This window comes from Nocardia aurantia (assembly GCF_009604425.1).
Classification (GTDB): Bacteria; Actinomycetota; Actinomycetes; order Mycobacteriales; family Mycobacteriaceae; genus Nocardia; species Nocardia aurantia.
This window is the reverse complement of sequence record NZ_WEGI01000004.1, coordinates 496,808-511,031: the sequence shown is the minus strand read 5'-3', so window position 1 is coordinate 511,031 and position 14,224 is coordinate 496,808. Positions and strand designations below refer to the sequence as shown.

At 68.4% G+C, this 14,224-nt stretch carries 15 protein-coding genes; 6 read left to right on the top strand and 9 right to left on the bottom strand.

Annotated features, from left to right (window positions below; translation table 11 throughout):
• Positions 1 to 338: 338 nt before the first annotated feature.
• The 5 genes from NRB56_RS11670 to NRB56_RS11650 all read right to left on the bottom strand — a co-directional run bounded on the left by NRB56_RS11670 (position 339) and on the right by NRB56_RS11650 (position 4,863).
• Complete coding sequence (locus NRB56_RS11670) at positions 339 to 1,532, bottom strand: lipase family protein (protein ID WP_319942859.1); 1,194 nt, start codon at positions 1,530 to 1,532, stop codon at positions 339 to 341.
• Between the two features lie 144 nt (positions 1,533 to 1,676).
• On the bottom strand, positions 1,677 to 2,402 hold the full coding sequence (locus tag NRB56_RS11665) for an anti-sigma factor (protein WP_153341172.1): 726 nt from the start codon (positions 2,400 to 2,402) through the stop codon (positions 1,677 to 1,679).
• On the bottom strand, positions 2,399 to 3,058 hold the full coding sequence (gene sigK / locus NRB56_RS11660) for an ECF RNA polymerase sigma factor SigK (protein WP_319942858.1): 660 nt from the start codon (positions 3,056 to 3,058) through the stop codon (positions 2,399 to 2,401). Before sigK ends, NRB56_RS11665 begins: the two co-directional genes overlap by 4 nt.
• Positions 3,059 to 3,304: 246 nt before the next feature.
• Positions 3,305 to 3,733 (bottom strand): hypothetical protein, encoded by a 429-nt coding sequence (locus tag NRB56_RS11655; RefSeq protein WP_153341170.1) that lies wholly within the window; start codon positions 3,731 to 3,733, stop codon positions 3,305 to 3,307.
• Complete coding sequence (locus NRB56_RS11650) at positions 3,733 to 4,863, bottom strand: molybdopterin-dependent oxidoreductase (RefSeq protein ID WP_319942857.1); 1,131 nt, start codon at positions 4,861 to 4,863, stop codon at positions 3,733 to 3,735. The genes NRB56_RS11655 and NRB56_RS11650 overlap by 1 nt, the downstream gene beginning before the upstream one ends.
• A gap of 420 nt (positions 4,864 to 5,283) precedes the next feature.
• Here NRB56_RS11650 and NRB56_RS38860 point away from each other — a divergent pair, with 420 nt between their 5' ends.
• On the top strand, positions 5,284 to 5,901 hold the full coding sequence (locus NRB56_RS38860) for a hypothetical protein (protein ID WP_227837504.1): 618 nt from the start codon (positions 5,284 to 5,286) through the stop codon (positions 5,899 to 5,901).
• A gap of 417 nt (positions 5,902 to 6,318) precedes the next feature.
• A complete protein-coding gene (locus tag NRB56_RS11640) occupies positions 6,319 to 6,816 on the top strand; it encodes a MarR family winged helix-turn-helix transcriptional regulator (protein WP_319942856.1) in 498 nt (165 codons plus the stop codon).
• Here NRB56_RS11640 and NRB56_RS11635 read toward each other — a convergent pair.
• A complete protein-coding gene (locus tag NRB56_RS11635; RefSeq protein WP_153341168.1) occupies positions 6,801 to 6,995 on the bottom strand; it encodes a hypothetical protein in 195 nt (64 codons plus the stop codon). The genes NRB56_RS11640 and NRB56_RS11635 overlap by 16 nt on opposite strands.
• A 294-nt stretch (positions 6,996 to 7,289) precedes the next feature.
• Positions 7,290 to 8,012, bottom strand: coding sequence for a hypothetical protein (locus NRB56_RS11630; RefSeq protein ID WP_153341166.1), 723 nt, complete (start codon positions 8,010 to 8,012; stop codon positions 7,290 to 7,292).
• Between the two features lie 162 nt (positions 8,013 to 8,174).
• Between NRB56_RS11630 and NRB56_RS11625 the strand changes: the two genes are divergently transcribed.
• A complete protein-coding gene (locus tag NRB56_RS11625; RefSeq protein WP_319942855.1) occupies positions 8,175 to 9,644 on the top strand; it encodes an AAA family ATPase in 1,470 nt (489 codons plus the stop codon).
• Positions 9,645 to 10,164: 520 nt separating this feature from the next.
• Here NRB56_RS11625 and NRB56_RS11620 read toward each other — a convergent pair.
• Together NRB56_RS11620 and NRB56_RS11615 are read right to left on the bottom strand one after the other, a co-directional pair.
• Positions 10,165 to 10,629, bottom strand: coding sequence for a MarR family winged helix-turn-helix transcriptional regulator (locus NRB56_RS11620; protein WP_227837502.1), 465 nt, complete (start codon positions 10,627 to 10,629; stop codon positions 10,165 to 10,167).
• An 8-nt stretch (positions 10,630 to 10,637) separates the two neighbouring features.
• Positions 10,638 to 13,100, bottom strand: a complete 2,463-nt coding sequence (locus tag NRB56_RS11615) for an MFS transporter (RefSeq protein WP_227837501.1) — start codon at positions 13,098 to 13,100, stop codon at positions 10,638 to 10,640.
• A gap of 335 nt (positions 13,101 to 13,435) precedes the next feature.
• Here NRB56_RS11615 and NRB56_RS39675 point away from each other — a divergent pair, with 335 nt between their 5' ends.
• From NRB56_RS39675 to NRB56_RS11605, 3 genes are read left to right on the top strand one after another with little or no spacing between them, the layout of a single operon-like run.
• On the top strand, positions 13,436 to 13,561 hold the full coding sequence (locus NRB56_RS39675; RefSeq protein WP_264767013.1) for a hypothetical protein: 126 nt from the start codon (positions 13,436 to 13,438) through the stop codon (positions 13,559 to 13,561).
• A 10-nt stretch (positions 13,562 to 13,571) separates the two neighbouring features.
• Positions 13,572 to 13,916: a WXG100 family type VII secretion target gene (locus NRB56_RS11610; RefSeq protein ID WP_153341162.1), complete on the top strand. Its 345-nt coding sequence runs from the start codon at positions 13,572 to 13,574 to the stop codon at positions 13,914 to 13,916.
• Between the two features lie 20 nt (positions 13,917 to 13,936).
• Entirely contained in the window at positions 13,937 to 14,224 is a 288-nt protein-coding gene (locus tag NRB56_RS11605) for a WXG100 family type VII secretion target (RefSeq protein ID WP_227837499.1), read from the top strand.

The following is a 14,224-nucleotide window of genomic DNA, read 5'->3' as shown; positions in this document are numbered from 1 at the left end:
GCCGAACTTCCGTGGACCCACCTTGAACTGGCCTGATGCACTGTATCCCAACCATTTTCGACGAACTTATGTTTTCGCCCATATCTCCACGTGGGCGAACGGCGACGAAGGCCGTACCCAAGTGTCACCATTTCGCTTGGAGCAGGCCGATTCTCGCTAGTGCGGCGACCGTCACCGATGCGACACGGACGTCCGGGAGACGCACACGGAATACCGGTACGGTGGCCGGCAGCACGATATCGGCGGGATCACATGTTTCGGTGTTATGTCGCGAACGTGACCGCGGCGGATTCCGAGGTCGGCGGCGGATGATCGCCTGCCGCCGAACCGATTCGGCGTCAGCAGTCGACGGGCGCGGGCCGGCAGTCGAAGCGGTCGGCCAGATAGGCGACGGCGCGGAGGGTGCCGGGAAGAATCGCCGCGCCGTGATCGGCCCCCGGGATGACGTCGAGTCGCACGGGAGTGCCCGCGGCGCAGTAACGCGCGACGGTTGCCCGTACCCGATCGAGGGGAACCTGGTCGTCGGCGCCGTGCCACTGGTAGATCGGCGCGCGGGGCGTGCCGGGGAAGGCTTCCAGAGCATTGTCGTGCAGGACCCCGGCGATGCCGGTATCCGCGGCGAGCGTGGTGGTGGTGAGGTATTCGCTGGTGTGATGACCGGCCCCGGCGGAGATGATGTCGTCGGTGCAGGCGTCGGCGATCCGGTCGCGCAGTGCCAGCCCGGCGGGGGTCAGCAGATCGTCGAGGGGCAGCCGGTCGGGGTATTCGCGTTGCAGTCCGACCGCCACGGCGAAACCGAGACCGAACAGGGGGTTGGGGTTGTCGCCGACGCGGGCGGCGAGTTCGCCCGGATCCACCGGCAGGCCGCCTTGTGCGACACCGACAATGGGCAGTTCCGGGGCGTACTCGGGGGCCAGGGCGGCGGCGAATCCGGTGGACATCGCGCCACCCGAATAGCCCGCGAGCCCGACGGGCGAATCGTGCAGGCCCGCGGGAGCGAACCGCCGGACGGCGCGGATCCCGTCCAGGGTGATCTGCCCGCCGAGACGGGCGGCGCCGTATGCGCCGGCGGGTCCGAGATGGTCGGGGACGGTGACCGCCCAGCCGCGGGCCAGCAGCAGCTCGAGCGCGCGGGCTTCCTGCAGGGCGCCGGTGAACAGGGTGTGCGAGGGGGCGCACTGCAAGCCGAGGGAGTTCACGAAGGGCTGGTAGGACAGCAGCGGCCGCGGCCCGGCCCCGGGCGAGATGAGGGTGGTGACGGCCGCGATCGGCGCTCCCCCGGAGTCGGTGGAGCGGAACAGCAACTGCCACACGGTGGTTCCCGGCCACGGCGAGCGGGGAACGGTCCGGGTGCGCAGCACGTCACCGGGTGCGCTGGCGGCGAGATCGGCGGGCGCGGCGTAGAACGGGTCCGGGTCCGCGACCGGATACACCGGTGCGGCCTCGGCCGACGGGGTGAGCGCGGTGACGAGGGCCACGGTGGCGAGGGCCAGGCCGGCGAGGGAAAGTCGCGGTGGGCGAAGCGGATTCACGGTCACTCCGGGGTCGCAGGGTACAGGGTCACGTGCGGTGGATCGCTGAACACGCAGGGTCGCGGTGGCACCGGACACGTGCGGAGGTTCGCTGAACGCGCAGGAGCCCATCGGGTTTCGATGCTGTCGGTGGCGCGGACGAGGTCAGGTGAGCTCGAGGCTGCCGATCGGTGTGGTCGTCGGCGCGGGTGATCCGCCGGGCGGTTCGATCGTGACCGCGACCGTGTCGGCGGGCCGATAGTCCACGGCCACTTCCGATCCCGGCACGGCGGTGAACACCGCGGCCGAGCGCGGCGAACCTCCGGGCTGGACCAGCCACACCTGGTACGACCGGCCCGGCGGCGGAGCCGGAACCCCGTCGAGGGTCAGCACGGCACGGGCGAGCCCCGCCGACGAGCGCACCCGGATCCGGCCGCCGATGGTCGTGTCCGCCACCCGGATTCGGGCATCGGGGGCGTTGTCGACCGCCGCGACGACGCCCCCGCCGCCGGAACCGTGCAGGTGCGCCGCGGTGAGCGCCGCGCCCGTCCCCAGCGCCACGGTCAGGATCACCGCGGCGGCGAGCCGGGCCGGCCGCGCCCGCCACCACGGCACGGTAGCGGCGGCGGCACGCCCGGACAGGGCGCGGTCCAGTGCCCGCTGTATCCGGTGTTCCAGAGCCGGTGGCGCGGGGCGGGCGTCGAGGACCGTCAGCCGGGCGAGGGTGTCGTGCACCGTGCGCACCACGGCATCGAACTCACCGGCGACCACCCGATGCGCGTGGGCACGCCGATCGTCGAGGGCGGCCCGCTCGTCCGCGCCGAGCGCGTCGAGGGCGTACGGGTAGGCCAGATCCAGCAGGCCGGTGTCCGGCGGGCCGGAGGTGGTCATCGTGGGTCGCTTCCTGTCAGGCACGCCGAGAGTCGCTTGAATCCGTCTCGGATGCGGGATTTCACGGTGGCTACGGGCGTGTCCAGACGCTGGGCCACCTCGGTATAGGTCAGTCCCCCGTAGTAGGCCATCGTGATCGTGTCGCGTTGCCGGTCGGTCAGCGTGCCCAGGCATCGCACCACGGCCTGCTGTTCCAGATTCTGGGTGGCCTCCTCGGCGACCACATCGTGATCGCGGACCAGATGCAGGCCCTGGAACACCGAATCACGGTCCGTCCCGGCCCGTTCGGCGCGAATCCGATCGACCGCGCGCCGGTGCGTCAGCATCATCAGCCACCCCATCGGACTGGCCAGCCGCCGGTCGTACCGGTCGGCCAGCGACCACACCTGGAGATACACCTCCTGCGAGATCTCCTCCGCCGACGCACGATTGCCCAGCAACCGCCACGCCAGTCCGAACACCCGATGACTGGTCCGGCGATAGAGCAGCGTGAACGCGCCACGGTCGCCCGCGGCCACCGCCGTGACCAATTCCGCGAGTTCCGCCGCCGCTTCCGGATCACCGGGCCCGGCGCCGGCGGGACACGCCCGTGGCGGCGGCCCCTCGTCGTCGACATGCCGGATCCGGGCCGGCGCTGCACTGTCCTGCTCGGTCACGTTCGCACCTGCGTGTTTCCTCCGAAACTGGTCACAACGGAACCGCTTGCCGCGCACGGGGTTCCGCGCACGACCGGCCGGGCGTGGATGCTCGGGTCAGATCGCGGGCATATTTTCCCGACCTCTCCTCCGGCGGCCGTACCGGCGACCGCGCGACAACAGACACGAACGCAAAGGACTTCGCACTGCCGGCCGTGCCGGTTTGGTCGAACGGGCGAAAATTTTTCCGAGCCCGCCGACGGCGGCCTACGAGCCGGCGCCCGATTCCGGGCGACGCCGGATTCGCCCCGCCAGGACGGCGAGCGCCACGAGCGCCCACACCACCACGAGCGCGCCGGCCAGCCCGGCCGCGTACGGACGGTCCAGGATCGTGTGGTTCAGCGGTCGCGCGCCGTGCCTGGCGATCACCGGCACGGCGATCGCCGACAACGCCACGGTGCACACCGCGCCGCAGGCCGCGGGCCCCCACCAGCGGACCGGCAGCAGCCGGCGGCCACCGATCCCGGCGATCGCGGCCAGCGGGGCGAAAACCGCGTCGTGCAACAGGATTCCGCCGGCGAACCACACCACGACCGAGATCAGGGCCGGGGTGGGGAATCCGAGCAGTGTGCCGATCCCGTACCAGCCCAGTCCGATTCCGCCGCAGAGCAGAACCGCGCGCACGGCCGTGATCATCACGCCACCTCGATCCGGCACAGCCATTTCGTCTGCAGCACACCGGGACGATTCGGCGCGATGAGGCGGCAGGGGTAGCCGTGGTCCAGGTCCAGAACGCCGCCGTTCAGCGTCAAGGCGATCACAGTGTCAGGGTCCGTGGCGAATCGCGCCGGCAGGATCGAACCGCGGTACAGGCCGCTCTGTTCGAGCGAGGTCAGCCGGACGTCCCCGCCGTGGTAACCCACGGCGTCGAGCAGATCGCGTAACCGGACCCCCGACCAGTGCGCCGACGCCGACCACCCCTCGACGCAGGCGATCGGCAGATCCGCCTCCGCCTGCGGCATGGCGGCCAGCTCGTCGCGGCTGAACGCCCGGGAGCGGTCCCCGGCACGGACGACGAGCCGGTAACCGGGATCGCGGGCCGTCGCGGTGACCGCCGCCTCGGCGGCCGTCCGGTTGACCGGAAGCCCTTGCGGGCCATGCCCGGAACGCGGGGCGAGCACCGCCGCCCAGCGCAGGAAGGGGACGGTCTGGCCCGCGACCGACAGCGCCGCCACCCCCGTGGCGACCCACGCGGCGCCGAGTACCGCGCGCCGCGACACCCGCGGCGTGCCCGGCGCGGGCGCGGCGTCGCCCGGCCGGGCGAGCACCGTGCGGATCAGCGGCAGTTTGACCGCCAGATGCACCGCCATGGACCCGAGCGCCACGAACGCCATCGCGTAGTGCGCGGCCGGGAAGAAGAACTGCCACGGGTAGTACTGGGCGATGTTCGCCAACCCCGTGGACAACTCGAAGAGGACCGAACCGACCAGGAGGGCGATCGAGCCGCGCTCGGCGATCCACAGCGGCGACCGCGGCCGCAGCCGCTGGAACAGCCGCGGATACACGGCCCACAATTTCACCAGTACCAGCGGCACCGCCGCGACGCCCGACACGACGTGCGCCCCCTGCGTGACCCGATACAACCAGACGGGATGGGCCGGCCACCGGAACCACTGCGGCGGATTCTGAATCCAATGACTCAGCAGGCCCGTCACGAAACACACCAGTATCGCGGTCCCGAGCGCGATACCGACCCGCGCGGCGACCTCGGGACCGCGCGCGCTGTTGCCCGCCGGGCGCCGCTGCTCTTCGACAAGTCCGCTCACCGTTGCGACGGTATGCGCCGGAGGACCGGAACCGGCGGCGGAAACGGTGACGAAACCCTGACCATCGGGTACCGACCGGACCACGCCGCCGCCGATTCCGGCGTCCGGCGCGGTTCGGCACCCCGCGGACTCCGCTCCCGGCAAGCACAGATGTAATCTCGGGAGAGGGATCACATTCGAGGGAATTGCGGGATTGCCCACACCGCGACGGACCCGCGGATATCGGGATGAATCCATTCAGAAAAACTTACCGCAATTAACTATCCGCAGTGAACAATCAATTTCGGATAATGACGTTCACGGCACGGAATAATTGACGATTTTCACCACGTGAAGATGAGAACGAGCTATATTTCAAACACCCACTGTTACGGTTCGACTTCCCGCCGTACCGTTGCTCTACATTTCCTGGAGTTAATCATGCGATCGTTCTCGACCCTGCTGCGCGCCGGCGTTCTCGCCCCGATGGCCGTCGCCACCGTCTTTTGTCTGGCCGCACCGGCGAATGCCACCCCCATCAGCGTGAACTGGGCCTGCCAGGCCAGCATCTTCGGAATCCCCGCGAACTCGAGCATGACCACCTCGGTCACCGGCACCGCGCCGGCCTCGGCGGTACACGGCTCGGCGGTGGCCATCACCTTCACCTCGGGTTCCTCGACGGTCCCGACTTCGGCCTCCGGCTTCACCGTGAACAACATCAGCAACCTGAAGATGACCATCCCGACTCCGGCGAATTCGACGCTGGTCTCGGCCACCGCCTCCGGCGGTACCGTGGCCGGCACCGTCTCCACCTCGGGTGGGAATACCACTCTGACCATACCGGGTCCGATCGCCGGCGGCTCCAGCTTCACCCCGCCGGCGGTGACCCTCAACGTCACCGCGGGCGCTGCGGGAACGCCGATCACCAGCAAGTACGCGGGGACCAGCTACGCCAGCCCCGGCATGACCGTGACGACCAACGTCGCCCTGGTCGGCAATGTCGCGGCCTCCTGCTACCCGAACCCGTCGCCGACCATCACCACCACAACCGTCAGCTGAGCCCGCGGACGGCGTGACGGCGCCGGCGGTCTGTGGTGAACATGCCCGGTCCGGGTTGCGCCGGCAGCCCGGACCGGGTCCCACCCGAGCCGTACCGGGTATCCACTGTTCCCGATAGTGGTTGCCCCACTTCGGGTTTGATTCTCGATCGAATTATACGATGCACAGTATCGCATCGGCCGCGGTGTCGTACAGTGCATGTCCACACAGCCCACGGTCGTTCCGACGGCCGGAGCGGTAGCCGCTTTCGTGATGTCCGTCGGCCGCGGTTCGGGCCGCCGGCCAATCGATCGACAGGAACGCACATGCCAACTTCCTGACTCCCCGGACGGAATCGGGCGCCCGGCAACCGGATACGCCCCGATCGGTGACTTCTGCTGAGCCGTCAGATGTTTCGAGTGGTCGAGGGGAAAGCCTGTGTGTCCGAGAACAACCGAACCCGCCCGGATCTCGGTCGAGCTCAGAAGGGCCCGGGAGTTCTACCATGAGACCGCCGAAGAGCTGGTCCGCGAACTGATCAGGGTGCTGGGTGTGAACGAGACCGATCGGCGCGCACTGGAGATCGTCCTGCTCGAGGACGGGAAGTCCACGACACCGGGAATGCTCGCCGAACGACTGGGCCTCACCGCCGCCGGCGTCACGATCATGCTCAACCGGCTGGAGAAACAGGGCTACATCGTCCGCTCGCTGCACCCGACCGATCGCCGCCGGGTGATCGTGACGGCCACCGAACTCGCGTCCCACCGAGTCCAGGAACTGGTCGCACCCATGATGGTCGAGAGCTACAAGATGCTGCTCACCTGGTACGACTCCGCCGAACTGGAAATAATCGCCGACTTCCTCACCCGCGCGGGCGAACTGCAGCGCATCCACCGGCAACGCCTGCGCGACGTGGATCCCTATCCCAAACCCTGAATTTCGATCGAAAAGCCTCCCTCGAATCGGAAAATAATCGAATCGCTTCGAGATTCGATGCCCGGACTTTGCCGCACGAGTCCGTGATTACGCGGCGCCCGCCCACTGCCGAAATCGACGATGCCCGGGCCGGTTTCCGCATGCCATGTGACCGAGCCGAATTCATCGGCCGTGCCCACCACCGATTCCGTCGACCCGCACGCCTGCGGGGAAGAAAGCAGTAGACCGTTGCACACCGTCGAAGACAACGAAGACCGGGAGACCGAACCCGCACCGCGACATCGATTTCCGACATGGCCCGGCGGCCCGGCCGCACATCCCGGCCGGTTGCGAGCGCAACTCCCCCACGCCGGCGTGCTGGCGGCGCTGATGACCACCGCGATCGGGATAACCCTCGTGGTACGGGCGGATTCGAGCCCACCGGCACGAGCGAGCACAGCGGCGGCGATCGCGGCCGAATCCACCATCCGCACCTACGATTTCAGCGCCGCCCAGAACCAGAGCAGCGCAACGGACCCGGAGTCGCCCGGCACCCCCGCAACCGCCGACAACCCGGGCACCGACACAACCAGTGACACCGGAACCGACCAACCGGCGGCCGGCACCACCGACCCCGGTACCGACCCGGTCGCACCCGCGACGCCGGAACCGACGACAACCCCACCGGCGGAACCCGCACCGCCGAACTCCGCCGCCGCCTCGATGAGCGCGAGTCTCACTGCCACAGCGAGCTTTTCGATCCAAGCCCCAGCCGGCATACCGGACCCGGGCACGGTGGCCCCCACCTCGACATCCACGGTGACCGTCGCGGTGCCCCCGACGGATACGTCGACGGTCACGGTGACAGCCGACCCGAGCACCGTGACGGTATCGGCCGCCCCGTCGACCATCACCGTCACCTCGACTACGCCGGCCACCACAGTGCCGAAAACCACTACGACGACACCGACCACGACAACGGCACCGACGACCACCAGAACTACAACCGTGCCCACGACCACTCCACCGACCACCACGGTTGCGCCGAGTTCGACTACGGCGTCGACATCACCGAAGGTGTCGAGAACACTCACCACTCCACCGACGACCACACCGTCGGCGACCGCGGCGACCACGGCACCGAAGACCACAAAGCCCGCGACCCCGGCGAAGTCGGCACCTCCATCGACCCCGTCGATCGCCCATCCACCGACCACGCCACCGAAGGTGACGGCAACGGGGTGATCGACGCATTACCGGCCGGCCGGGCCGAGGGCGTCACCCGCCATCGTGATGACCGAGGATCGGGCCGAGCGCCCGACAGTATGCTGCGCTGGGGTCCGCACCGGGCCTGCTGGCGACGTTTGCAGCGAGGGGCAGTGAAGACGTTCAACACCGCCGGACCGTGTCACCCACACCTGCATTACATGCTCTCGGCCACCGAACGCATTCCCGATGCACGCGAATACATCACCTACGGTGAGTATTTCGTGCTCCACGCGCCGCGGCAGAGCGGGAAGACCACCAGCCTCGACGCGCTGGCGACACAACTGACTGCCGAGGGAACCTATGCGGCACTGCGGTTCTCGTGTGAAACCGCGGAACCCCTGCGCGAAGACTTTCCAGCCGTCGAGAAGCTGGTGCTCGACAGCATCAGATCAGCGGCCCGATGGGCACTGCCCGCCGACGCGCAGCCGCCGGACCACTGGCCCGATGCCGAGTCCGGCGGACGCCTGGTCGCAGGCCTGTCGAAATGGGCGGCGCGGTGCCCACGCCCGCTCGTCTTGTTCTTCGACGAAATAGATGCACTACAGGGCAGAAGCCTGATCAGCGTGCTGCGACAGTTGCGGGACGGCTACACCGCCGACAGAGCTCGTTTCGTGCACTCCATCGCATTGTGCGGACTGCGCGATGTCACCGACCACCAGACCGCCACCGGCGACGACAGAAACCGCCTCACCTCCCACCCGTTCAACATCACGGTCGCCTCGATCCGCCTCGCCGACTTCGACGAGACCGAGGTCCGCACGCTGTATGCCCAGCACACCGCCGAGACCGGACAGGAATTCACGACCCGCGCAGTCGATCTCGCCTACCACTACTCCGCAGGTCAACCCTGGCTGGTCAACGCGCTCGCCTCGGAGGTCATCCGGAGAATGAAGATACGCACCACGATCACCGACGATCACATCGACGAAGCCAAGGAACGCCTGATCCTCGCCCGCGCCACACATCTGGACTCCCTGGTCGCCAGATTGAACGAGCCCCGGGTACAGCACGTGATCGAACCGCTGATCGCGGGCACCCTGATCGACCCGGATTCCACCTTCGACGACGCGGTCTCCTACCTCCGCGATCTCGGGCTGATCGCCGACGACAAATCCGTCCGCATCGCCAACCCGATCTACAACGAGGTCATCGTCCGAGTCCTCGGCACCGGAATCGAAGACAATGTCACCGCCACACCCGCGAGCTTCCGATTTCCCGACGGCCGTCTCGACTTCCCGCGCCTGCTCCGCGAATTCACCCGCTTCTGGATCGAGCACGGCGAAATCCTCACCAGCAAACAGGCTTACCACGAAGTCGCGCCCCAACTGGTCCTCATGGCATACCTGCACCGAATCATCAACGGTGGCGGCTTCGTCGACCGCGAATACGGCCTCGGCCGCGGCCGCATCGACCTGCTGATCCGCCAGCCGTACGTCGACACCGAGGGCAAACGCGAAGTCCAACGCGAAGCCATCGAAATCAAGGTCCGCCGCAGCGGGTACACCGACCCGACCGATGAGGGCCTCCATCAACTCGACGGCTACCTCGACCGCCTCGGCTGGACACCGGCCTCCTCGTGATCTTCGACCGCCGCCCCACCGCGCCGCCCATCGCCGAACGCACCGAATTCTCCACTGCGATCACACCATCCAGCCGGACGGTAACCGTGCTGCGCGCCTGACAGACCGTCACCTGGTGCGCGAAAGCTGCGCTGCAGAAGGCGGAATCATTAGGCTTGCACGATGGGATTGCGACCGATCCGCACACCTTTCGGCCTATCGCTGCGATCGCCGTGGCAGCGGTCGCCTGCGCTCGAAGGCCCGCCCCCATGGGTGAATGATGTCGGGAGAACCGTTGTCCCCGGTCAGGATTGGACCTCGACCGAGCCGGAAAGACCGTTCGATCCAAGTCGGCAAGCGTTGACGGTGTTCGGTGGGGTGCCGTGCTGGTCTGGTGGCGGGGACACGAACCGAGACTGGTATGGGATCGTCATTTACCGAGAAAACGGCGAGATGGCCCGATCCATTGCCAAGGAGTCGGAACTACGGCCGATCGGTCAACCCCACCACCAGCCGGATCGACGCCAATTCTGAACCGTCCTCAGCGGCGATCCGCCCTGCCCTCGGCAAGGTCGTTGAACCGGGCGAGCATCCCGCCCAGCATGCGGACATCCTCCACCGACCAGGTTCGGAGCATCGCGTGGAAGCGTTCCTGCCGGGCTGTGCGGGCGGTCTCCACCCGGCGGCGTCCCTCGTCCGTGAGGACCAGCAGGTGGGCGCGACCGTCGTCGGGGTCGGGCCGGCGCTCGATCAGCCCGAGCTGTTCCAGCACCTTCGCCTGCCGGCTGATGGTGGCCTTGCCGACACCGAAGTGCTCGGCCAGATCGCTGGGCCGCGAGCGGGCGCAGTCGTACGTGCCGATGAGCAGCCCGTACGCGCCGGGTTCGAGCTCCGGGTGCACCTCCCGGGCCACCTCGGCGGACAGCGCCCGCGCCCGGCGGAAGAGCACGCCCAGTTCGTGCTCGACCGCCCGGTACGCCTCGTGTTCGGCGGCGGTGGTGCCCATGACCCGTGTCATTCGGCGAGGTGGCCGAGCCGCAGATCGTGCGGGTCGTCACCCTGGCCGGTGAGGTCGATTCCGTTCGCCACCATCGGATATCCGCTGGCCGTGACGGTGTATCGGCCGTCCGGCAGGCCGGTGAACTCGTACTCGCCGTCGAGGTCGGTGGTCGTCGTGCCGACCATGTTCCCCGCCGCGTCGAACAGCGCGACACGTGCGTCGGGGACCGGTCCGCGGCCGTCGGCCCGGATCGTGCCGTGGACCCGCCTGCCGTGCAGCAGTGCGACCTCGTGGTGGGTCGGGCCGCTGCCGACCTCGACCGGCACGGCGCTCGGCCGGTACGTGGCGGCGCCGACCGCGAGCGTATAGAAGCCGGTGGGCACCCCGCGGAAGAAGAAGCCGCCGTCGGCATCGGTCGTGCCGACGACCACGACCTCACCACGTCCGTCCGTCACGACGACCATCGCGCCTTCGATGGGTGTGCCGTCGGCGTCGCGGACGACTCCGGCGAGGCCACCGGAACCGGTCAGCGCCACGTCGAAGTCGACCGGCCCGCTGTCGACCACGACGGTCGCCGCGTGCGGGTCGTGATCTTCGGCCGCCGCGATCAGTACGTAGGTGCCGCCGTCGGGAACGGACAGGACGTATCGCCCGTCGTCGCCGGTGGTGGCCCGGCCGACCTGGCGCCCGTCGACGTCGATCAGCGTGAGCGCGGCCCGGGGCACCGGAATGTCGCCGTCGCGGACGAAACCGCGAATCGTGCTGCCGTTCAAGGACTCTCCCGCCGGGGCGGCGGCATACGCCGGTGCGGTGACCCGGCTACCGGACATCGCCTCGTTGCGCGCGGCGGTGACGACCGGCTGTGCCCCCGGGCGCTGCGCGTGCCGGCCGTGCACCGGCGCGTCCGGCACGGGCGCGGAGAGAACCGGTTCCTGGCTGTTGGACGTGCGCAGCGGCACCTCCTTGATGAACAGGATCACGATCACCGCGATCAGCACGCACGGCGTGACGACCAGGAAGACATCGCCGATGCCGTGACCGTAGGCGTCCTGGACGACCGCGCGGACCGGGGCCGGAAGGGCGGACAGCTTCGGGATCGAGCCACCGCCGCCGACGGAGTGCACGCCGATGCGCCCGAGGCCGTCCTGGATGTAGTCGGTGACCTTGGTGCCCAGCAGCGCGCCGAGCGCCGACACACCGAGCGCGCCGCCGAGCGAGCGGAAGAACGAGACGGTCGAGCTGGCGACGCCGAGTTCCTGCGGCCGCACCTGGTTCTGCACGCACAGCACGAGGTTCTGCATGGTCATGCCCAGGCCCGCCCCGACGCAGAGCATGTAGACGGCGGCCTCCCAGTAGGAGGTGTCGTAACGAAGCATGCCCAGCAGGCCGTAACCGGCGGTCATCAGCACGGCGCCGAGCACGAGGATGTTCTTCCAGCGTCCCGTGCTGCTCACGACGCGACCGGAGATCGTCGAGGCGACGGCGAGGCCGGCGATCATCGGCAGCGTCATGAGGCCCGCCTTCGTCGGAGAGTCGCCGCGGGCCAGCTGGAAGTACTGGCTGAGGAAGGTCGTCGCGCCGAACATCGCGACGCCGATGAACAGGCTGGCCAGCGTGGACAGGGACAGGGTGCGGATCCGGAACAGCCGCAGCGGCACGATCGGCTCGGCCGCGACGGTCTCCGCCAGGACGAACGCCAGCGCCAGCACGAGCGCGCCCCCGAGCATCGCGGCGGTCTGCCACGACAGCCAGTCGTACTTGTTGCCCGCGAACGACACCCAGAGCAACAGCAGGGCGGCCGCGCCGGAGACCAGCGTCGCGCCGAGCCAGTCGATCTTCACCTTCCGCTTGGTGACGGGCAGGTGCAGGGTCTTCTGCAGGACGATCAGCGCGAGCACGGCGAACGGAACGCCCACATAGAAACACCACCGCCAGCCCAGCCAGGAGGTGTCGACGATGACACCGCCGATGAGCGGACCGCCGACCGTGGCCAGCGCGAAGACCGCGCCCATATAGCCGGAGTAGCGGCCTCGCTCGCGTGGCGAGATCATCACCGCCATGATCACCTGAACCAGGGCGCTGAGCCCGCCGGCACCGAGCCCCTGCACGACCCGGGCCGCGATGAGCATCGCGGGATTGTGCGCCTGACCGGCGATAGCCGAGCCGATGACGAAGATCGCCAGCGCGATCTGGATCAGCAGCTTCTTGCTGACCAGGTCGGCGAGCTTGCCCCAGATCGGGGTGGTGACCGTCATCGAGAGCAGCGTCCCGGTGATCACCCAGGTGTATGTGGTCTGGCTGGCGTGCAGATCGGCGATGATCGTCGGCAGCGCGTTCGACACGATGGTGGACGACAGGATCGTCACGAACAGGCCGAGCAGCAGCCCGGACAGGGCCTCCATGATCTGCCGATGGGACATCGCGACACCCGGATCGGGTGCCGTCACCGTCGTCCGGGCCGGTGCTACCACTGCCATATAAGCCTCGATTTCCTAGTTGCGCTGGGAGTGTCCAGGGGTGCGGGCGGACGCGCATCGCGGCGACGCTCGCGCGAGCCGAATCACAACGATGTGCTCGCCGGAGGTCGGATCACCGCGACGTCCGCCCGGCCGTGCGAGCGGTTCTCGGCATCCGTCCTGCGATGCCCCGACAGCTACCCGCTCGGCCGTCTCAGAACAGCATCCCACCAATTAGTTGCCGAAAGCAACTGAATGTCGAGGTGTGGTTACCGGGAGCAGACAGCCAGGTCAGCGCCGAAATCGCGGCCCGCCGACGACCACGAAGGCCACGGATTCGAACTATGATCTTCGCCATGTCGACCGGCGTCGCCGGACCGGCCGCGCACACCGGCGCCATCCGCGCACCGGCCCGATCGGCCGTCAGCGCGGCAGCAGATTCGGGGCAGACCCGATTGACGCTGTCCGTCCGTACCGGTTGAATTATCGGTTATGGGCGAAGTCGAGGGGGACGCCGCGGAGTCGAGTGACTCCGGTGGTGTGGTCGAGGTGGCGCCCGATGCGGTTCGGGCGGTGGCTCGACTGATATCGCAGGCGGGGACGGAATTGCGTTCGGCGTTGGAATCGGTGAGTGGCGAGGTGAAGTCGCTGCTGGAATCGGGCTGGTCGGGTCCGGCGGCGACCCGGTTCACGCGGGGATGGACCGAGACACGCGACAGTGGCGCCGAAATCCTCTCCGCGCTCACCGATCTGGCGGAGGCGCTCCGCAGGGCTGCCGGCGTCTACGAGTCGACTGAGGATACGTCCACCACACAGTTCAACAGCCTGAAACTGTAGGGCCAGGGATGGATGACGGGTTGCGAGTCGACCTCGAGCGCCTCGACGACATCGTCGCGCGGTTGTCCGGCTTGGCGGGGTTCATCACGGAGAAGCTCGACGCGATCGACAACGCGGTCGCGAGTTTCGGTCCGGGCGTATGGAATTCGGACGCCGCCGAGGCGTATCAGAATGCGCATCGACGCTGGGCGACCGATGCTCGTGACTTCGCCGAAGGAGTGCAGACGGCACACGAAGCGGCACGACTGGCGCACGAGAAGGTGCGGCGGGCAGTCGAACTCAACGGTCGTATGCTCGGCGGGCGGTGA